The sequence below is a fragment of the Halomonas sp. IOP_31 genome, assembly GCF_021151495.1.
Lineage (GTDB): Bacteria > Pseudomonadota > Gammaproteobacteria > Pseudomonadales > Halomonadaceae > Modicisalibacter > Modicisalibacter zincidurans.
Genome location: NZ_JAIRBP010000003.1, coordinates 148,986 through 167,525, shown reverse-complemented (window position 1 = coordinate 167,525; position 18,540 = coordinate 148,986). Strand labels below are relative to the sequence as shown.

Sequence of the window (18,540 nt, the reverse complement as noted above, 5' to 3'; positions counted from 1 at the left end):
ATGACGACGACCCGGCCCCCTACAGCGTGGTGAACTTCCCGACACTGGCGGCGGCAAGCGGCAGCGCGACGAAATCGACACTAATTTTTAACGATCTGTCCGAATCAGGTTGACAGGTTCCGCCATGAATGACGCAACCTATTTGTGTGCCATCCACATATTATCAATGTAGATGATAAATACGCCTGAAAAAACCATGGCCATATATCTTTTTTATTAAAATTAATATTAATCAATAAACCACACTCAACAACACAGGCAGGGCAGCCCACAAAGGGGCAGGATGCGGGTTTTCACCGGCCTGAGGCCAATGTCGATAACGAGAAGTCTCCAGCCTCACGGGAGACACCGGGGCATAACAGCTCTAGCGCCAAGACGCCAGTCCCAGGGGCTCAGGGGAGCGAGCAAACGGAACGCAAGCGTCGTATCGACGATGCTTCGAAAGAGGCCGACTCGCCGCGGCGCGATGAATGACGCTCTTGTTTCGATACTGGAGCGGTGCCTGATTCTTTGATCGATAGGGAAGGCAGAGCGCCTACAGAAACAATTGACACGCTGGCATCATGCGGTCGCTGCTGTCTGGATCTGCGCGTCGGTGACACCTAGCGGCTGACTGGACGATCTTGCTCAGCCCAGATAGGCGGCGACCGTGTCGAAAGCGGCTCGCTGGGTGCGTGCCTCGTCAGCCCAGAACTGCAGCACTTCCGGATCGAACTGCAGGCTCTGCGCAGCTACCGGTCGAACGAGGGAGGGGGAAAGAGTCATGGAAGTACTCCTGGTTGGTTGAAACTTCCAATGTAATACATTTTCTGCTGCAAAGCAGCATGTTCGACTAATGGCTTTTTATTAAAGAATTTACTGAATTAATGGCTCAATGCGATACCCCGAAGACACTTTTCAGATAGTTGACGTAGTTGTAGTCGCGGGACGTCGCCTTGCCCGGCTCGTCGGAAATCTTGGCGACCGGACGAGCGTTGCATGACATCATCTTGATCACGATATTCAGCGGCCTGACCCCCGGCACGTCGCAGGTCAGACTGGTGCCGATGCCGAAACTGGTCTTGATCCGGCCCTGCAGCGCCATCTTGATCTCCATGGCCTTGTCGAACGTCAGGGCATCGCTGAAGATCAGCGTCTTGGTCCCGGGGTCGACTCCCAGCTTTTCGTAATGGCGGATGCACTTTTCGGCAAATACCAGGGGGTCGCCGCTATCGTGACGCAACCCATCGAACAGCTTGGCAAAATACAGATCGAAATCGTTGAGAAAGGCATCGAGGGTGATGGTATCGGTCAAGGCGACGCCCAGATAACCCCGGTATTCCTGGACCCAAGCCTCCAATGCAGCCCGCTGGCTGTCGATCAGCCGACTGCCCAGCTGCTGGTGGGCCATGACCCATTCGTGGGCCATGGTGCCCATCGGCGCAAGGCCATGGCGACGCGCGATGTCGACGTTGCTGGTGCCCACGAAATTGCCCGGAAAATGTGTGCTCAGCGCCTCGATGATCACCTCCTGGACCGGCTGCGATAGCCGCCGACGGGTGCCGAAATCCGCCAGGTTGAATCCCTTGAGCTCGTCCGGCGAGTAGCGACGATTCAGCGTATCGAGTTTGGCGTGTAACTGCGTCAGCGCCTGGTCGACGGTCGCCTCGGGATACAGGGCGCGATTGCGGATTTCGCTGACGATCGCCAGGATGACGATTTCGTAGAGAATGCTGTGAGACCATGGCCCGTCGATGACGATGCATAGATCGTTGCCGTCCATGCCGACAACGACATAGTCCGGGTTGAAACGAAACAGCTCGAGGAAGCGGATGAAATCCGGGGTCATGTAGGCAAAGCTGCTCAGATAATGCGACTCCTCCCTGCTCAAGCTCAACATCGCCAGGTAATCGATCTGCGCCCGTATCTCGTCGACATAAGGCGCCAGGTCCTCCGCATTGCGGGAGCGGAATTCCCACGTCACGCTGGCGTTGGGGTAGTTGTGATGGACGCCCTGCATCATCGTGAGCTTGTACCAGTCGGTATCCAGCAAGGAATCGATGATGGGCCCTTGCATGCGGTAGGTATCCGTCAATGCAGCCTCCGGTGCTTTCGATAATCTGAAATTATCCTAGAGCCTAGTTGGCGGCGGCACCCTGGTAAAACGCCAATGGCGCAATGATCGCTGTCGGCTCGAATACCACCAATCTTCAAAGAAGGAGCTTGATGCCCACTAGCATGATGAGCAGGGCGAAGAGTTTCCTGAGCAGACCGGCCGGCAGCCGGTGGGCAGCGGCCACGCCGAGCCTGGCGGCCGGCACGCTGCATAGCAGCATGCCGAGAAAGGCCGGCCAGTAGAGAAAACCGGTGGCGTAGTCCGGCAGCGCCGCGTCGCGATAGCCGGTCACCACGAAGGTCACTGCGCCGAATGCCGCAATGGGAATGCCGCAGGCCGCCGAGGTGCCGATGGCTCGGGTCATGCTCGCCCCGCTGCGCAACAGCCAGGGCACGCTGAGCACGCCGCCGCCGATCCCGAACAGCGCCGAGAACGCGCCGATGACTGTGCCGGCGGTGATCGTCTGAAGCCCGCCGGCACGCTCGTTCGCTACAGTCGGCATGCGGGAAAACAGCAGGCGCAACGCCAGCAGGGTCAGGAACAGGCCGAATAGCGTCTGCAACTGAGCGGCCGGAAGCACGCTCGCCAGCAGGCCGCCCAGGATCGCGCCGGTGATCAGCCCCGGAAGCAGCCGAATCAGCAGCGGCTTGGCAACGCCCCCGCGTCGCCAATGGCCGAACGCCGACGAGGAACCGGTCACGGCAATGGTCGCCAGCGACGTACCGATGGCCATATGAGTCATGACCGAGGCATCGATGCCCTGCTTGGCGAACGCAAGGAGCAGCGCCGGGACGATCACCACACCACCGCCGATTCCGAACAGCCCCGCCGCAAAGCCGGCGACGCTCCCGATCAGGCAATAGAACAACAACGACAGCAACATGCGAACCCCCAGGGCCAGCGAAGGGAGCCAGATAAAGACCCGACCGACTGCCTCAGGACAACTCGGTCACCGCAGTGCGGCCCAGGTCCTTGACGCTCGCCACCAGATCGCTGAAGCGCTCGCCCTGGACCAGCACATGCCCGCGCAGTGCGTCCTCGGCCGCCTGGGACTCCCCCGCCTCGATCGCCATGACGATACGCCGATGCTCATCGAGCGACGACTGCATGCGATGGCGCACCTTGAGTTGCAGGCGGCGATAGGGCTTCAGGCGCATCTTCAGTTGCCGGGCCTCGTCGGCGAGAAAGGCATTGTGGCTGGCCGCATAGATGCAACTGTGAAAGGCTTCATTCTCGTAATAGTACTCATCGGTATCGCCGTTCCCGGCGGCCTGCTCGCAGCGCTTCAGGGCATCGCGGAGCTCGCCGAGCTCCAGCACCGTGATGCGGCGTGCGGCGAGTCGCCCGCACATCCCCTCCAGTTCCGCCATGACCTCGAACATCTCGATCAGCCGGTCGATGCCGACCTCGGCGACGAACGTGCCCTTCTTGGGTTGCACACTGACCAGCCCGCTGGCCACCAGTTGATGGATGGCTTCGCGAACCGGGGTGCGCGAGACGTTGAATTCCTGACCCAGCGCTTCCGGATCGAGGCGCTCTCCGGGTATCCGATCCCCGTTGAGGATAGCGTTCTCCAGTGCGTCCCTGAGTCGCTGCGTATTAGATCGCTTCATGCCGCCCACGCGTCACCTCCCGCCCCGTCCGGCTCTGCCACCATGCTTCTGCAACCATGGTCTAGGGCCAAAAAATTGACATGAATATACTAGCACCGCTATTAAAGTATACATCAGCAAGCCTGATATATACCCAGCACAATAACAATCGACAGGAGACGCCACCATGAAAACCACTTTTCTTCCCGTTCTGACCACCCTCGGCCTGGCCATCGCCTTCAGCTCCACCGCGGCGGCTGCCGAGACCGTACTGCGCGCCTCGCACCAGTTTCCCAAGGGCGACGTGCGCGACGAGATGGTACAGATGATTGCCGACGAGGTCGCCAAAGCCGATGTGGGACTCAATGTTCAGGTCTATCCCGCCGAGTCGCTGTTCGGCGCCAAGGAACAGTGGTCGGCGCTGGTACGCGGCCGCCTGGATATGACCGCGTTGCCGCTGGATTACGCCAGTGGCCGTCAACCGGAGTTCTCGGCGACCTTGATGCCGGGCCTGGTGCGCAACCATGAGCGCGCCCAGCGTCTCAACGACTCCAAGTTCATGGACATGATCAAGCAAGTGATCAACGACGCCGGCGCGCGGGTGCTCTCGGATGCCTGGCTGGCCGGCGGTTTCGTGTCCGACGTGCGCTGCATCACCTCGCCGGACACCGTGAAAGGGCAAACCCTGCGCGCCGCCGGCCCGGCCTTCGACGAGATGCTGGCCACCGCCGGCGCGTCGATCGCTTCGATGCCCTCCTCGGAGATCTACACGGCAATGCAGACCGGGGTGCTCGACGGTGCCAACACCTCCTCGGGTTCACTGGTGTCCTACCGCATCTATGAGCAGTCGGACTGTCTGACCGCGCCGGGCGAGAACGCCCTGTGGTTCATGTACGAGCCGATCCTGATCTCCCAGCAGAGCTGGGAAAAACTCAACGAGCAGCAGCAACAGGCGCTGACCGCGGCGGGCGAGAAGGCCGAGGCCTGGTTCTCCAAGCAGGCCGCCGATCTCGACCAGGAACTGGTTGACGTCTACAAGCAAAACGGCGTCGAGGTGGTCAGCATGTCACCCGAGGACTTCCAGGCCTGGCTCGACGTCGCCAAGCAGAGTTCCTACAAGACCTTTGCCGAGAAAGTGCCCAATGGCCAGGCACTGATCGACGCGGCACTGGCCGTGGAGTAAGCCTACCCGCCCGGCCGTTGTCGCCGGGTGCTCGCCTTGTCGGCCGCCGTGTCTGGGCGGCCCTTCATTCACTGAACGAGAGGGCGCCATGGGCCATACCTCGAGTCACTCGTCGGTACCCACGCGTGGTGTGACCGGCCGTTATATCCGCCTGATGGACGCCTTGTCGAGCGGCTTGGCGGTACTCGCCGCCGCCGCCCTGGCCGCCGGCGTGCTCGCTGTCGTCCACATGGTCTTCATGCGCTATGCGCTCGGCCAGAGCACCGTCTGGCAGACCGAATTCGCGGTGTTCTCGGTCACCGCCGCGATGCTGCTCGGCGCCCCCTATGTGCTGATGACCGGCGGTCATGTCGCGGTCACCGTGCTGCCCGACGCCCTCGGCGGTTCGCTCAGAAAGGCCATGCTGCTGATCGCCTCGCTGATCGGTCTGAGCTTTTGTCTCGCCCTGACCTACGGCGCCTGGCTGTACGTGCTCGAAGCCTGGCACGGCGGCTGGACCACCGGCACGGTGTGGAACCCGCCGTTGTGGCCGGCGCTCACGCCCATGGCCATCGGTGCCAGTCTGCTCTCGCTGCAGTACGTGGCGGAAATTCTTCGTGGGGAGTCCGAACATGGACCCAGTCACTAGCGGCATCCTGATCGCCGTCGCGCTGATGGTACTGATGGCCATCGGCACGCCGATCGCCTTCGCGCTGGGCAGCGTGTCGCTCGGCGCCCTGGTGTTGGACCGAGGCTTCGGCGAGTTGACCTATTTCGGCGAGACCTTCTACAGCAGCCTCGCCTCGTTCGGTTTCGTGGCGATCCCGATGTTCATCCTGATGGGCGCGGCCGTGGCCTCCTCGCCCACCGGGCGCGACCTGTACCGTTCCCTCGACCTGTGGATGGGTCGGGTTCCGGGCGGGCTGGCGATCTCCAATATCGGCGCCTGCGCAATCTTCGCCGCACTGTCCGGCTCGTCGCCGGCGACCAGCGCGGCGATCGGCAAGCTGGGCATCCCCGAGATGCGCAAGCGCGGCTATCCGGATGGCGTGGCGGCCGGCTGCATTGCCGCCGGCGGCACGCTGGGGATTCTGATTCCGCCCTCGGTGACCATGATCGTCTACGGCATCTCCACCGAGACCTCGATCGGCCGGCTGTTCATCGCCGGCGCCATGCCCGGCGTCATGCTGGCCGTGCTGTTCATGGCCTGGACGCTGATCGCCTGCAAGCTGGCCGGCGGCTACGACACCCCGAGCCCGCTCACCCAGGCGGCTACCCAGATCAAGGACAACGTCGAAGGCAACCTCAAGGCGCTGGTCCGAGTCGTGCCGTTCCTGGTGGTGGTCACCGGCATCCTGTTCGCCCTGTACGGCGGGGTCGCGACACCCTCGGAAGCCGCCGCGGTCGGCGCCTTCCTGTGTCTGGCGCTGGCCATCGTGGTCTATCGCATGTGGCAGGCCAGACCGCTCAAGCTGATCATGCGCGATGCGCTGCGCGAAAGCGTGATGATCATGCTGATCATCGCCGCCGCGGAGATCTTCGCCTATGCGCTGTCGTCGATGTTCATCACCCAGACCGTGGCCGGCGCGATCGCCGAACTCGAGGTCAACCGCTGGGTGCTGTTGGCGATCATCAACCTGTTCCTGCTGGTGGCCGGCTTCTTTCTGCCGCCAGTGGCGGTGATCGTGATGACCGCGCCGATCCTGCTGCCGATCATCCTGGCCGCCAACTTCGATCCCTACTGGTTCGCGGTGGTCCTGACCATCAACCTGGAGATCGGGCTGATCACCCCGCCGGTCGGCCTGAATCTGTTCATCATCAACGGCATCGCACCGGATATCGCGCTGCGCGACGTATTGCTGGGCAGCCTGCCCTATGCGCTGTGCATGGTGCTGGGGATCGTGCTGCTGAGTTTCTTCCCGGGCATCGCTACCTGGCTGCCCGATCTGATGATGAACTGATCGCCCACGTCCGGAGCACCGATCATGAACATGAGCTTTCTGCAGGAGCTGTTCAGCACCATCACCCAGCGCGATGCCCTGCGACGCAAGCGCTCGGAGGCCCTCGCGCCGGTCAGCCACGCGGAACTGATCGCCGCCTGCAAGGCGTTGCTGGAAAGCGATGGCGAAGCCTCGAGCATCACCCTGGCGCGTCGCGCGCTGGACCTGTATGCGCGGCTCGGCGAAGACGACAAGCTGCGCTTCTTCGAGCGTCTGACCGGCGAGTTCTCCGCCGACCCGGAGCACATCGACGCAGCCTATCAGCGCTACCAGGCCTCGCGCGACAATCGCGACCTGCAGGCACTGTTCGACGCCTGCGAGCCCAGCCGTCAGGAGGTCCTGCGGCGCCTGAACCTGACCACCGACGGCACCCACGAACTGGTGGGCATGCGCGAGGACCTGCTGGGCCTGCTCAAGGCGCACCCCGACCTGCAACCGCTGAACGCCGACTTCGGCCACCTGTTCGGCTCGTGGTTCAACCGCGGGTTCCTGGTCCTGCGGCGCATCGACTGGAACACCCCGGCGGCGATCCTCGAACGCATCATCCACTACGAGGCGGTGCACGAGATCCAGGACTGGAACGACCTGCGCCGGCGCCTCGACGCCCGCGATCGGCGCTGTTTCGCGTTCTTCCACCCGGCGATCGGCGACGAACCGCTGATCTTCGTCGAGGTGGCACTCCATCGCGGCCTGCCCGACCGGATCCAGCCCATCCTCAGCGGCACCCATGGCGTCGAGGATCCCGACAGCGTCGACAGCGCGGCCTTCTTCGGCATCAGCAACTGCCAGACCGGGCTGCGCGGCATCTCGTTCGGCAACTTCCTGATCAAGCAGGTCGTTCAGGAGCTCAAGCAGGAACTGCCCAACCTGCGCCATTTCGTGACCCTGTCGCCGGTGCCCGGCTTTCGCCAGTGGCTGGATAGCCTGCGCGACAGCGAGGACCGCCTCGACGACGAAGCCCGCGAAACGCTGGCCCTGCTCGACGAGCCCGACTGGCACAGCGATCCGGCCAAGGCCGACCGTCTGCGCGACGCGATCAAGCCGCTGGCGGCCCACTATCTGCTGCACGAGAAGAACGCCCAGGGCCTGCCATTGAATCCGGTCGCCCGCTTCCACCTGGGCAACGGCGCGGAACTCAACCGCATCAACTGGCTGGGCGACGTTTCGACGAAAGGCCTCCAGCAGGCCGCCGGGCTGATGGTCAACTATCTCTATGTGCCCGAGGAGATCGAGCGCAACCACGAGCACTACACCACCAATGGCACGATCGCGCGCTCCTCCAGCGTGCGCGACCTGGGACGGCGCGCCCGGAAACTGCTCACGGGAGAAACGGAAAGATGAGCGACAACCTGTTCGAGACGTTTGCGGCGCGCATGCAGGTTCGCGGCGAAGCCACCTTCATTGCCACCCGCGACGGTCACGGCTATACCTATCGTCAGGCGCTGGCACGCAGCGCGCAACTGGCCGGCGCACTTAAGGCGCTGGGCGTGACGCCCGGTGACCGAGTGGCGGTGCAGGTCGACAAGAGCCCCGAGACGATCCTGTTGTACCTGGCGTGCCTGCGCCTGGGCGGGATCTACCTGCCGCTCAATACCGGCTATACCGCCGAGGAGATCCGCTACTTCCTGGGCGATGCCGAGCCGGCGCTGTTCGTCTGCCGGCCCGACGACCGGGAGGTCGCCCGGCGCGTCGCCGACGACACCGGCTGCCCCCAGGTCGCCACGCTGGGCACCCGGGCCGACGGCAGCCTGCTGGAGCAGGCCGAGCAGGCCGCGCCGCTGGAGACCGTCGAGCCGCGCGAGGCCGACGACCTGGCCGCCATTCTCTACACCTCGGGCACCACCGGGCGCTCCAAGGGCGCCATGCTGACGCATCGCAACCTGGCCTCCAACGCGGCGTCGCTAGTCGAGGCCTGGCGCTTCAGCGAGGTCGACCGGCTGATCCACGCGCTGCCGATCTTCCATACCCACGGGCTGTTCGTGGCCTGCAACGTGGTGCTGATGGCCGGCGCCAGCCTGCTGTTCCTGCCGCGCTTCGACGTCGACACGATCATCGAGGAGTTGCCCCGCGGCACGACGATGATGGGCGTGCCGACCTTCTACACCCGGCTGCTTCAGGACGCGCGGCTGACCGCCGAGCTCACCGCCAACATGCGCCTGTTCACTTCCGGCTCCGCGCCGCTGACCGCCGAGACCCACCAGGCGTTCGAGCAGCGCACCGGGCACGCCATTCTCGAGCGCTATGGCATGACCGAGACCAACATGAACACCTCCAACCCCTACGACGGCGAGCGCATCGCCGGCACCGTGGGCATGCCGCTGCCCGGCGTGGAGATCCGCGTCACCGACCGCGATACCCACCAGCCGCTGGCCCAGGGCGAGATCGGCATGCTCGAGGTGCGCGGCCCCAACGTGTTCATCGGCTACTGGCGCATGCCCGAGAAGACCCGCGAGGAACTGCTCGAGGACGGCTTCTTCGTCACCGGCGACCTGGCGATGGTCGACGAGCGCGGCTACGTGCACATCGTCGGGCGCGACAAGGACCTGGTGATCTCGGGCGGCTACAACGTCTATCCCAAGGAGGTCGAGCAGGTGATCGACGAGCTCGACGGCGTGGTCGAGTCGGCGGTGATCGGCGTGGCCCACCCCGACTTCGGCGAGGGCGTGACGGCGGTGGTGGTGCGCGAGCCGGGCGCCGAGATCGACGAGGCCCGGGTCCTCGCCTCGCTGACGGGGCGGCTGGCCAAGTACAAGCAGCCCAAGCGGGTGTTCTTCGCCGACAGCCTGCCCCGCAACACCATGGGCAAGGTGCAGAAGAACCAGCTGCGCCAGCAGTATCAGGACACGTACGCGGCCAAGACGCGCTGAGGCGTTCGCGGAGCAGCCGAGCGCGGCGGCTGGGTCGGCCGAGGCGGTGGTCAATAGCGCCAGCGCCTCACTCAAGGCCTGCATGTCTTCGGTGCCCGGCGCTTGGCCTCATCTTGCCTACATAAAGCCCCCCTGCTCGGCCAGCATTCTGGTCGAGACCTTATCCGATCGCCTTCACGCTGTTTAATGCGCCAAGCGTGCCGAGCCACATATAAGATACAGAGCGAAATTATTCGCCAGGTCACCCAAGATAATCGATTTAGGCGACGCTTACTCTTAACGGCAAATCAAAGCACTCATAGCCGCGCTTCTTCGCTTAATTGTCGGGACATAAATAACTGTTTTTCAGTATTTAAAGGCTGCGATCCACGGCCAGGATTGCATACTTTCATAGCACCATGAGCGTTTAAAATGAAAGGCATTGCACATCCCAATGGGCCACTCCCCTTGAGCGCTGAAAAAGCGTGTTATGCTCGGTGAATAATTCGAAATTATAAAACGTCAGCCTATCCGGAAATTTATCCGTTCAAGAACGAAGCCTCGTCCCGGAGGCTCGTAGAGGCCAATGCCTGTGGAACTCATACAATACGTCCTCGATAACCTCGAGCTGCTGTTCGAGCTGACCCTGGAGCATATTTCACTGGTCGGGGTCGCGGTGGGTATCGCCACGTTGACGGGGGTGCCGATCGGCATCGCCATCACCAAGAATGAGCGTCTGGCCAAGAGCGTGCTGTACCTCGCTTCGGTCATCGTGACCATCCCGTCGATCGCGTTGTTCGGGGTGATGATTCCGCTGCTGTCGATCTTCGGTTATGGCATCGGCTACGTCCCTGCCGTAATTGCCGTACTGCTCTATTCGCAGTTGCCGATCATTCGCAACACCTACACCGCGATCAACAACGTCAACCCGGCGCTTCGCGAAGCCGCCCGCGGCCTCGGCATGAGCCCCAACCAGCGCCTGCGCATGGTCGAGATCCCCCTGGCCGTGCCGGTGATCATGGCCGGTGTGCGCACCGCCGTGGTGCTCAATATCGGCGTCATGGCGATCGCCGCCTACATCGGCGCCGGCGGCCTGGGCACGCTGATCAGCCGCGGCATTTCGCAATCCGACCCGCGCCAGCTGATCGTCGGGTCGATCGCGGTGAGCCTGCTGGCGATCGCCGTCGACTATGCCCTGCTGGCCCTGCAGAAGCGCCTGACCCCCAAGGGCATGGAACGCGACGCCAGCGCGATGTGACCGCGCCCACTGCTGACTCGACAAGGGTTTCCCATGATACGCCTCGATAACCTCACCAAGGTCTTCGACACGCCCAAGGGGGCGGTCGTGGCCGCCGATCACATCAACATGGAAGTGCCCGAGGGGGAGATCTGCATCCTGCTCGGCCCCTCGGGCTGCGGCAAGACCACCACCCTGAAGATGATCAACCGCATCATCCGGCCCTCCTCGGGCAAGGTGTTCCTCGATGGCGAGGACACCACCGGCATGAACACCCAGGATCTGCGCCGCAACATCGGCTACGTGATCCAGCAGATCGGGCTGTTTCCCAACATGACCATCGAGGAGAACATCACGGTGGTGCCGCGCCTGCTGGGCTGGGACAAGGCCGCCTACAAGAAGCGCGCCCGTGAGCTGATGGACATGATCGCCATGGACGCCGATGCCTTCCTGAAGCGTTATCCCAGCGAGCTCTCGGGTGGCCAGCAACAGCGCATCGGTGTCGCTCGCGCGCTCGCGGCCGACCCGCCGGTGATGTTGATGGACGAGCCATTCGGCGCCATCGACCCCATCAACCGGGCGGTCATTCAGGACGAATTCCTGAAGATGCAGGCCGAACTCAAGAAGACCATCATGTTCGTCAGCCACGACATCGACGAAGCCATCAAGATGGGCGATCGCATCGCGGTGTTCCGCGAGGGCAAGCTCGTCCAGTACTCCCCGCCCGACGACCTGCTCTCGGCGCCGAAGAACGCCTTCATCGAGTCCTTCCTCGGCGAGGACCGGGCGCTCAAGCGGCTCAACCTGGTCAAGGTTCGCGAGGTGTTTTCCGACGACCTGGGCACCGTGCGCCCGGACGACACCCTGGAAACCGCGCTGTCGCGTATCGACGAGTACGGTTACCAGAACGCCATTCTGATGGTCAACGACCGCAACGAGCCGGCCGGGATGGTCACCCGCTCGCTGGCGCGCACCACCCGGGGCTTCTGCCGCGACCATTTCCAAGTCGCGCCACCGGTGGCCGAGCTCGACGACGACCTGCGCAAGGTCGCCTCGCAGATGTTCGCCAACGACACCACCTGGATGCCCTGCGTGGATGCGCAGGGTCGGGTCTGCGGGCACATCACCCAGCGGGCGATGACCCATCACCTGGGCTCGCGCTACCGCTCGCGCCCGGGGGACAGCGCATCGGTCCGCTCGGAAGCCGCCACCAAGGAGTAAGTTCATGCCGAGTCGTTCGCTGCAACGCGTGTGTCGCTGGCTGCTGGCGATCGCGCTGTTTGTGGCCGGTGTCTGGGCGCAGCGCAGCGGCATGATCGAGGAGTTCATCTTCTATCTCCCCGACGTGCGCTACCTGGCCGTTCAGCACCTGTTTCTGACCGCCGTGTCCGGCGGGCTGGCGATTCTGGTCGCCGTGCCGCTGGGCATCGTGCTGTCGCGCCCGAGCGTCGAGCGTTACGCCGAATCGTTGATGCAGGTGCTCAACGTGGGCACCACCATTCCGACGCTCGCCGTTCTGGCGTTGTCGATGAGCTTTCTGGGCATCGGCACGGTGCCGGCGGTGTTCGGGCTGTTCGTGGCGACCCTGCTGCCGATCGCCCGCAACACCTACGTCGGCCTCAAGGGCGTCTCGCCGGCGCTGATGGAGGCCGCGGCGGGGCTGGGCATGTCGCCCATCCAGCGCCTGTTCCGGGTCGAGCTGCCCAATGCGCTTTATGTCATCTTCGCCGGGGTGCGCACGGCGCTGGCCATCAATGTGGGGACGGTACCGCTGGCCTTCCTGATCGGCGCCGGCGGGCTCGGCGAGCTGATCTTCACGGGTATCGCCCTCTACGACACCACCATGATGCTGGCTGGCGCCATCCCCACGGCACTGCTGGCGATCGCAGTCGACATAGTCATCGCCATCTCCGCCTTTCTGGTAGTCCCACGCGGAGTTAACCCGAGCCGTGTCTAGCAAGGCACATCACCAACGCTTCAGATCCGACAATTCACAACAGGAGTGACACCATGAAAACCTTGATGACCCTACTGACCGGCGCGGCACTGGCCGGCACCATGGCCACCGCTCAGGCCAACGAAATCGTGGTGGGAGGCAAGGGTTTTACCGAGCAGCTCATCCTGTCGAGCATGACCACCCAATACTTGGAAGAGCTCGGCTATGACGTCGAAAAACGCGCCGGCATGGGCTCCACCATACTCCGCCAAGCCCAGGTAAACGGCCAGGTCGATCTCTATTGGGAGTACACCGGCACATCGCTGATCACCTATAACAATGTTACCGAGAAGCTCTCCCCCGAAGAGACGTATCAGCGTGTCAAGAAGCTCGATGCCGAGAAGGGGCTCGTCTGGCTCGAACCCTCCGATGCCAACAATACCTATGCCCTCACCATGCGTGCCGACGATGCCAAAGCGCGGGATATCGAAACGATCTCCGATCTTGCCGAGACCATCAACAACGGGGAGACGCTTACCTTCGCCTCCAACGCGGAGTTCTACGCCCGTGAAGACGGCCTGCGGCCATTGCAAAAGACCTACGATTTCCAATTCGGCCGCCCCAACATCAAGCGTATGGATTTCGGCCTGACCCTGCCCACCTTGCGCGACGATCAAGTCGACGTATCCATCGCCTATTCCACCGACGGACGTATCCCGGCCTATAACCTGGTGACGCTGGAAGATGACAAGCAGTTCTTCCCGGCCTACGCACTGACCCCGGTCGTGCGCAAGGACACCCTGGAAGCCAACCCGAAGCTGGATGAACAGATGAACAAGCTCTCGGCGCTTCTGAACGATGACGTCATGGCCTCGCTCAACGCCAAGGTCGACGTCGACAAGAAGAGCGTCGAACAGGTCGCCGAAAACTTCCTCAAGAAACATGATCTGCTGTGATCGGCATCTGAATGGGGCCATGTCCTACCGTGTTCGATCATGACGAAGGCCGCCCCGCGCGGCCTTCTTTCTGCATCATCCGCTGCTTCGCCAACTGCCAGCCCCGAGCCCCCTGCCATGCACGACCACGCCCCTCTCGACTGGATGCATCGGTTCGATCTTTCGAACCTCGACGATGCAGCACTTCATCAGGCCAAGCGCTGCCTGCTCGATTTGCTGGGCGTGGCGGCCGGCGCCACCCGTACGCCGCTGGGCGCGTGCCCGACTGCATCTCGCCAGTGGCGAGATCGTCGAGAGCGAGACACGCGGCAACCCGGACCAGCCCCTGTCGGACGCCGAGGTATTCGCCAAATATCAGGTTCTTCGCATTTTGCCGGGAAAGGCGGCAAAGATCATCGCGAACCAGCTCCCTCCCACAGCCCCCTGCCGGTTAGCTTGCCCTTGCGGGAGCGAATTTATTCGCGATGGCGGCGGGCACTGCACCTCCCCGGCCATGCCGGGCGCCTGCGGCGCCAATCGCGAACCACTTCCCTCCCACCGGCGTCCCCATGCTCCAGTGGGCCATCCAGGCTGGTTTGCGTGGGAGAGAGTTTATTCCCAATAGCGGGGCCTTAACGTTTCACGCTGATCTGCGATGAACCTTTTTATTCACAACATCGAGAGTCCACCATGCACTATCAGGATCACTTGCGCGTCGGCGCCGCGCAGATCAACGCCAGCCTCGGCGAGGTCGACACCAACCTCGAACCTCATCTCGCGTTCATCGCCGACGCACGCCGCGCGGGGCTCGAATTACTGGTCTTCCCCGAGCTCTCGCTGACCGGCTACGGCCTGGGCAACCGGGTAATCGACGTGGCCTGCCCGACCCATGACCCGCGTCTGGCCGAGCTCGCCCGCGCCGCCGGCGAAATGCAGGTGGTGGTGGGATTCGTCGAGGAAGCCAGCCCCGGCGAATGCTACAACGCCCTGGCAATCCTTCAGCACGGCAAGCTCCAGGCCGTGCATCGCAAGCTCAACCTGCCCACCTACGGCGGCCTGGAAGAGGGCAAACTGTTCACGCATGGCAACAGGCTGACCCACCTCGCGGTGCGCCCCGGTTGGTCGGCGACCTCGCTGATCTGCGCCGACCTGTGGAACCCGGGGCTGGTACACGCCGCCCTGCTGGCCCGCCCCACCGTGCTGTGCGCGCCGATCAACTCGGCCTCGGGCATCGTCAGCGACGATTTTTCCAACGAAAAGAACTGGCCCCTCAACCTGCAGTTCTACGCCATGACCTACGGCACGCCCGTGGTCATGGCCAACCGCTACGGCCCTGAAGGCGACAGCCACTTCTGGGGCGGTTCATGCATTCTCGGCCCACAAGGCGAGACCCTGGCCTTGGCCGAGGTCGGCGAGGGGCTGATCACTGCCACCCTCTCGCGCACCGCCATTGCCCGCGCCCGCTTCGAATTGCCCACCCACCGCAACGCCGATACGCCGCTGGTGCGCCGCCTGATGGACGGCTACCGCTAACCAGCGAGACACCGGCGACACGTCGCATTACCCGGCCCAAAACGACACTCGGCGCCTCCCAGGGGAAGGCGCCGAGTGTGTTTGCGGCGTTTAGGCAGTCAAAAATTGACCTGATTACGCATAACAGTCAGCCATCTTCAGGAACCGATACGGCATTGGCGGTGTTTTCGCCGCCACCGTGAGAAAGCGCGGGATCATGGCCTTGAGGTCATAGCGTCGATTGAATCGGTACTCGAACTCGGCCAGGTAGCGTGGGGCATGCTGCCCGCGGATGGCATGGTAAGTGCCCGTGATGGCGTTCTTGACGTTACCCAGCAGGGTGTTGACCCAGTTGAACTCGGGATTCTCCACGCTGGCACGTCCACCCCCGGTGATGTGGCAGTCATGGACGTAGAGGGGTGTGTCGAAGGCTCGGAAACACCCGAGGCCGTCGCTGATGACATGGCTCCCAGGGGCAATGGCCTGGTGGGCGTAGCGACGGATCTCGGTGAGGGTGAAGCCGCTCACGCGGCGAAGCTGAACACGCAGTGGGTGGCCTTCCTCATCGGTTTGTACGGCCGCCACGAATGGGAACTTGTGCTCAGCGCCGCGCCCGCGCTTTCCCGGTCGTTCACCTCCCAGGTAGGCATCATCCAGCTCGATGCGGCCGGAGAGCCGCTCTCCTTGGTTGCGCTCGTGCATGACCTGCAGCAGCTTGTGCTTGAGCTTCCAGGCGGTGTTGTAGCTGACGCCGAGCTCCCGGGACAGCTGCAGCGCTGAGATACCGCTCTTGCGCTGGGTCAGCAAATAGATGGCCAGAAACCAGGTGGTCAACGGCAGGTGCGTGGCATGGAAGATGGTACCGGCAGTCAGCGAGGTCTGATGATGGCAGCGATGGCACTGGTAGAGCCCCCGCGACAGCCGGCAGCCCGTGGTGTTGCCACAGTCGGGGCACACGAACCCCTTGGGCCAGCGATGCTGGAAGAGGGCTGCCTGGCATTGCGCTTCCGTGCCGTACTGCTCGAGAAACGCCGGCAACGACAGGCCGGGCTGGAACTGGATAGGATTGCGTGCCATGACGTCACCTCCTCTACTGGACATAACATCAGTATAGGAGAGACTGACGGGGTGGTGGCTGATCAACATGAGTAATCAGGTAATGCTGAGAGGTGCGACACCATGAGACGACGCAACCCCAGCCCCAGGCCATCAAAGGCGGCACGCGACGCCTACTGCCGACTGATGAGAGGCGAGGATGATTTTTCCCGACTAGAAAAGGACGGCATCGCCTGGTCGCCACCACCACGTGGCGAAAACCCGCATGGTTGAGCGGTTGAGAGCTGCCGAAGCTGCCGATTTGATGTTGAAGTTTGTTGAGGTGATGGCGCCGCCTACTGGTAGACAAAAGCCAACATGGGGGCTGCTGGTTCGCGCGGCAGGTTCGCACTGGTACGCACCATAGGTACGCACTTGGCGCCGCGTACCGGCAAGGTAGGGGGTGGGGCGATTCTTGAGCCGCTGGCGCCGGAAACCGGAGCCAAAGTTTCGTTTGATTCGTAACTCACCCGAGCAAGTGCCAGCGATCAGATGTCGATGCGGACTTCCGGGGCGCGCAACCGCTGACGAGGCGAGGGCAACAAGAAACGGCAACATGCAAAAGCCCGCTTGGCGCCAGCCTTCGAGACTCTGCTGGCAGTTCGCAGAATCCCTGACCTTGGTGACCATCCTTGCCAGCGATCAACTCTGCGATCCTGGCCCGCGAGTTCATGACGCATGGAACCTGTATGGAACCTAGAAAGCCAACAACGAAAAACCGCCACCCGGCGTTATCCATAAGTGGCGGTTTTCGCAGCAATTTCTGGCCCGCCCTGAAGGATTCGAACCTTCGACCTTTGCCTCCGGAGGGCAACGCTCTATCCAGCTGAGCTAAGGGCGGTTTGATCGTGCGCCGCAGCGCCATCAACGCGCCGTATCGTACCTGCTCGCCCCCGAGGTGTCCATAGCCGGCGCCGCACCGGCTAGCGGGCGAAGATCTCGCGCAGGTCGGGGGCCTCGTCGCGCGCTTCCTCGATCGACAGCGAGGCCTCGATCGCCTTGAGGTGGCGACTCATGAATGCCGCCGCCCGCTCGCCGCGGCCGGCTTCGAGATGGCCGATCAGCTCGTCGTGATCGTGCGACTCGCAGCCCAGATGGCCGGCGCCGCCATACACGGCAAGGATCAACGACGAGCGCGAGCACAGCCGGCCGACGAACTCGGCCAGCGTCGCATTGCCGCTCAGCCCGGCCAGGCGCTCGTGGAACTCGGCGGAGAGCTTGATCGCCACGCTCTGCTCGCCCTGCCTGAGCAGCTGGCGTTCGCGGGCGGCAAGCTCGCGCAGCGCCCGTGCTTCAGGGGCGGCCATGCGCCGGGCGACGTCCGCCATGATCCCGCACTCGACCAGTTGTCGTGCGGCGAAGACGTCGTGGGCCTCCTCGGCGGTGGGCCGGGTGACGCTGGCGCCGCGACGCGGGGTCAGCGTCACCAGTTGCTCGTGGGCGAGGCGCTGGAGAATCTTGCGAATGCCGGTACGGCTGATATCGAAGACTTCGGCCAGGGCGTCCTCGCGCAGCCGCGCCCCCGGGCGCAGGCGGTGTTCGACGATCGCGTTGCTGATGGCCCGGTAGATGACCTCATGGCGCTGCGCGCCGTCGCCGTCCTTGCCGCGCCGGCGTCTTGCCGGTTCGCCACGGCCCGCCACGGCATCGGGCGATTGCTGGCGCTCGGTCATGCTCGGAGTCCCCGCATCAGTCGTCGTCGAAGCAAGCCATTGTATACGCCCCGGCCCGGCGCAGGCGACATGCGCCGGGCGGGCTCATCAACTGCCGCGGTAGGTGGAATAGCCGAATGGCGACAGCAGCAGCGGCACATGGTAGTGCTGGCTGGCATCGGCGACCCCGAAGCGCAACGGAATGCGATCGAGAAAACGCGGCCGCTCGCCGCCGGCGCCCCGTGCATCGAGATAATCGCCGGCATGGAACAGCAATTCATATTCGCCGGCCGTGAAGGACTCGCCTTCGAGGATCGGCGCATCGCAACGGCCATCGTCGTTGGTGACCGCCTCGCCCAGCGAAATCCGATCGTCGCCGTCGAAGCGGAAGACCTCGATGCGCAGGCCGTTGCCGGGCCGCCCCGAGGCGGTGTCCAGAACGTGCGTGGTCAAGCGTCCCATCGGCTGTACTCCTTGC

General features: G+C 63.4%; 17 protein-coding genes and 1 tRNA gene. 10 read left to right on the top strand and 8 right to left on the bottom strand.

The genetic code is table 11. The features are described from left to right. Positions 1-627: 627 nt before the first annotated feature. From K7I12_RS03505 to K7I12_RS03490, 4 genes are all read right to left on the bottom strand, one after another. Positions 628-765: a hypothetical protein gene (locus K7I12_RS03505; RefSeq protein WP_201448199.1), complete on the bottom strand. Its 138-nt coding sequence runs from the start codon at positions 763-765 to the stop codon at positions 628-630. 106 nt (positions 766-871) lie between these two features. Further along, entirely contained in the window at positions 872-2,074 is a 1,203-nt protein-coding gene (gene pncB / locus K7I12_RS03500) for a nicotinate phosphoribosyltransferase (protein WP_201448200.1), read from the bottom strand. 115 nt (positions 2,075-2,189) lie between these two features. Further along, the gene (locus K7I12_RS03495; protein ID WP_031384818.1) at positions 2,190-2,978 is read right to left on the bottom strand and encodes a sulfite exporter TauE/SafE family protein; all 789 of its coding nucleotides are present in this window, start codon (positions 2,976-2,978) and stop codon (positions 2,190-2,192) included. Positions 2,979-3,030: 52 nt separating this feature from the next. Then, positions 3,031-3,708, bottom strand: a complete 678-nt coding sequence (locus K7I12_RS03490; RefSeq protein WP_031384819.1) for a GntR family transcriptional regulator — start codon at positions 3,706-3,708, stop codon at positions 3,031-3,033. A 166-nt stretch (positions 3,709-3,874) separates the two neighbouring features. On the opposite strand from K7I12_RS03490, the gene dctP reads away from it, so the two are divergent. From dctP to K7I12_RS03440, 10 genes are all read left to right on the top strand, one after another. Next, positions 3,875-4,870 (top strand): TRAP transporter substrate-binding protein DctP, encoded by a 996-nt coding sequence (gene dctP / locus K7I12_RS03485; RefSeq protein WP_231663023.1) that lies wholly within the window; start codon positions 3,875-3,877, stop codon positions 4,868-4,870. Positions 4,871-4,958: 88 nt separating this feature from the next. Further along, on the top strand, positions 4,959-5,498 hold the full coding sequence (locus K7I12_RS03480) for a TRAP transporter small permease subunit (protein WP_031384821.1): 540 nt from the start codon (positions 4,959-4,961) through the stop codon (positions 5,496-5,498). Continuing rightward, positions 5,482-6,810, top strand: a complete 1,329-nt coding sequence (locus tag K7I12_RS03475; RefSeq protein WP_031384822.1) for a TRAP transporter large permease — start codon at positions 5,482-5,484, stop codon at positions 6,808-6,810. Before K7I12_RS03480 ends, K7I12_RS03475 begins: the two co-directional genes overlap by 17 nt. Positions 6,811-6,834: 24 nt before the next feature. After that, a complete protein-coding gene (locus tag K7I12_RS03470) occupies positions 6,835-8,190 on the top strand; it encodes a malonyl-CoA decarboxylase (protein ID WP_031384823.1) in 1,356 nt (451 codons plus the stop codon). Beyond that, on the top strand, positions 8,187-9,716 hold the full coding sequence (locus K7I12_RS03465) for a malonate--CoA ligase (RefSeq protein WP_031384824.1): 1,530 nt from the start codon (positions 8,187-8,189) through the stop codon (positions 9,714-9,716). The genes K7I12_RS03470 and K7I12_RS03465 overlap by 4 nt, the downstream gene beginning before the upstream one ends. A gap of 571 nt (positions 9,717-10,287) precedes the next feature. Further along, positions 10,288-10,953, top strand: a complete 666-nt coding sequence (locus tag K7I12_RS03460) for an ABC transporter permease (RefSeq protein WP_031384825.1) — start codon at positions 10,288-10,290, stop codon at positions 10,951-10,953. A 33-nt stretch (positions 10,954-10,986) separates the two neighbouring features. Next, the gene (locus K7I12_RS03455; protein ID WP_031384826.1) at positions 10,987-12,153 is read left to right on the top strand and encodes an ABC transporter ATP-binding protein; all 1,167 of its coding nucleotides are present in this window, start codon (positions 10,987-10,989) and stop codon (positions 12,151-12,153) included. Positions 12,154-12,157: 4 nt separating this feature from the next. Continuing rightward, positions 12,158-12,889 carry an ABC transporter permease gene (locus K7I12_RS03450; RefSeq protein WP_031384827.1) on the top strand — a complete coding sequence of 244 codons (732 nt, stop codon included), beginning with the start codon at positions 12,158-12,160 and terminating at the stop codon, positions 12,887-12,889. 53 nt (positions 12,890-12,942) lie between these two features. Further along, a complete protein-coding gene (locus K7I12_RS03445; RefSeq protein ID WP_031384828.1) occupies positions 12,943-13,824 on the top strand; it encodes a glycine betaine ABC transporter substrate-binding protein in 882 nt (293 codons plus the stop codon). 669 nt (positions 13,825-14,493) lie between these two features. After that, positions 14,494-15,336, top strand: a complete 843-nt coding sequence (locus K7I12_RS03440; RefSeq protein ID WP_231663022.1) for a nitrilase-related carbon-nitrogen hydrolase — start codon at positions 14,494-14,496, stop codon at positions 15,334-15,336. 114 nt (positions 15,337-15,450) lie between these two features. Here K7I12_RS03440 and K7I12_RS03435 read toward each other — a convergent pair whose 3' ends face one another. From K7I12_RS03435 to uraH, 4 genes are all read right to left on the bottom strand, one after another. Next, on the bottom strand, positions 15,451-16,392 hold the full coding sequence (locus K7I12_RS03435; protein ID WP_031384830.1) for an IS1595-like element ISHzi1 family transposase: 942 nt from the start codon (positions 16,390-16,392) through the stop codon (positions 15,451-15,453). Between the two features lie 782 nt (positions 16,393-17,174). After that, positions 17,175-17,251: transfer RNA gene (locus K7I12_RS03430), tRNA-Arg, on the bottom strand. An 82-nt stretch (positions 17,252-17,333) separates the two neighbouring features. Continuing rightward, positions 17,334-18,083: a GntR family transcriptional regulator gene (locus K7I12_RS03425; RefSeq protein ID WP_031384831.1), complete on the bottom strand. Its 750-nt coding sequence runs from the start codon at positions 18,081-18,083 to the stop codon at positions 17,334-17,336. Between the two features lie 87 nt (positions 18,084-18,170). Beyond that, positions 18,171-18,524 (bottom strand): hydroxyisourate hydrolase, encoded by a 354-nt coding sequence (gene uraH / locus K7I12_RS03420; protein ID WP_031384832.1) that lies wholly within the window; start codon positions 18,522-18,524, stop codon positions 18,171-18,173. Positions 18,525-18,540 lie beyond the last annotated feature (16 nt).

What these genes read in the sequence shown, in the direction of transcription:
- K7I12_RS03505 (WP_201448199.1), bottom strand. Translation starts at nt 765, where the DNA reads ATGACTCTTTCCCCCTCCCTCGTTCGACCGGTAGCTGCGCAGAGCCTG.
- K7I12_RS03495 (WP_031384818.1), bottom strand. Translation starts at nt 2,978, where the DNA reads ATGTTGCTGTCGTTGTTGTTCTATTGCCTGATCGGGAGCGTCGCCGGC.
- K7I12_RS03490 (WP_031384819.1), bottom strand. Translation starts at nt 3,708, where the DNA reads ATGAAGCGATCTAATACGCAGCGACTCAGGGACGCACTGGAGAACGCT.
- dctP (WP_231663023.1), top strand. Translation starts at nt 3,875, where the DNA reads ATGAAAACCACTTTTCTTCCCGTTCTGACCACCCTCGGCCTGGCCATC.
- K7I12_RS03480 (WP_031384821.1), top strand. Translation starts at nt 4,959, where the DNA reads ATGGGCCATACCTCGAGTCACTCGTCGGTACCCACGCGTGGTGTGACC.
- K7I12_RS03475 (WP_031384822.1), top strand. Translation starts at nt 5,482, where the DNA reads ATGGACCCAGTCACTAGCGGCATCCTGATCGCCGTCGCGCTGATGGTA.
- K7I12_RS03470 (WP_031384823.1), top strand. Translation starts at nt 6,835, where the DNA reads ATGAACATGAGCTTTCTGCAGGAGCTGTTCAGCACCATCACCCAGCGC.
- K7I12_RS03465 (WP_031384824.1), top strand. Translation starts at nt 8,187, where the DNA reads ATGAGCGACAACCTGTTCGAGACGTTTGCGGCGCGCATGCAGGTTCGC.
- K7I12_RS03455 (WP_031384826.1), top strand. Translation starts at nt 10,987, where the DNA reads ATGATACGCCTCGATAACCTCACCAAGGTCTTCGACACGCCCAAGGGG.
- K7I12_RS03450 (WP_031384827.1), top strand. Translation starts at nt 12,158, where the DNA reads ATGCCGAGTCGTTCGCTGCAACGCGTGTGTCGCTGGCTGCTGGCGATC.
- K7I12_RS03445 (WP_031384828.1), top strand. Translation starts at nt 12,943, where the DNA reads ATGAAAACCTTGATGACCCTACTGACCGGCGCGGCACTGGCCGGCACC.
- K7I12_RS03440 (WP_231663022.1), top strand. Translation starts at nt 14,494, where the DNA reads ATGCACTATCAGGATCACTTGCGCGTCGGCGCCGCGCAGATCAACGCC.
- K7I12_RS03435 (WP_031384830.1), bottom strand. Translation starts at nt 16,392, where the DNA reads ATGGCACGCAATCCTATCCAGTTCCAGCCCGGCCTGTCGTTGCCGGCG.
- K7I12_RS03425 (WP_031384831.1), bottom strand. Translation starts at nt 18,083, where the DNA reads ATGACCGAGCGCCAGCAATCGCCCGATGCCGTGGCGGGCCGTGGCGAA.
- uraH (WP_031384832.1), bottom strand. Translation starts at nt 18,524, where the DNA reads ATGGGACGCTTGACCACGCACGTTCTGGACACCGCCTCGGGGCGGCCC.